This window comes from Phyllobacterium sp. P5_D12 (genome assembly GCF_054049495.1).
Genome location: NZ_JBFUMG010001178.1, coordinates 1 through 558, shown reverse-complemented (window position 1 = coordinate 558; position 558 = coordinate 1). Strand labels below are relative to the sequence as shown.

1 protein-coding gene is annotated in these 558 nt (G+C 55.7%); it reads left to right on the top strand.

Features of this window, described 5'->3' with window-relative positions; genetic code table 11:
• Positions 1 to 88: 88 nt before the first annotated feature.
• Positions 89 to 558: MFS transporter (locus tag ACXJ5O_RS29370; protein ID WP_457302974.1), on the top strand; the 470-nt coding region annotated here is incomplete at its 3' end.

The following is a 558-nucleotide window of genomic DNA, read 5'->3' as shown; positions in this document are numbered from 1 at the left end:
CCTCAAAATCGAGGATGATAAACCGCGGCAGGGTCGCACTATCCCCGAAGCCCTTGCCGACACGTTACGCGGTTTCGGCACGTTGATCATGAATCGTACACTCTTGTTGCTCTCTGTCAGCTCGGCCTTCCAGTCCATGACGCAAGGTTCACTGCTGGCCTTTTTGCCGATTTTTCTCGGTCAGCAGATGGGATATTCGCCAGTTCTGGTTGGCGCTTGCATGTTTGGCTTGCAGGCAGCCGGCTTTGTCGCCGCTCCGCTTGCGGGTCACTTCTCGGACAAAGTCGGGCGACGAAGCATCATGATGTCGAGCATGCTAATGACTGGCGTAACACTGCTTTTCATGGCGGTTGCCGGCCAATCGCCGGTCTTCGTGTTTTTCGTGGCGATCCTTGGTTTTTTCCTTTTCGCAATCCGGGCGGTTCTGCAAGCCTGGGTTCTGGATGCAGCGCCTGCGAAAATGGGAGGAACAGCCATCGGCTTTCTGTTCGCAGTGCAAGCCGTAGGAGGTGCGATAGGACCAATTGTCAGCGGAATCCTGGCCGACATGTATGGGCT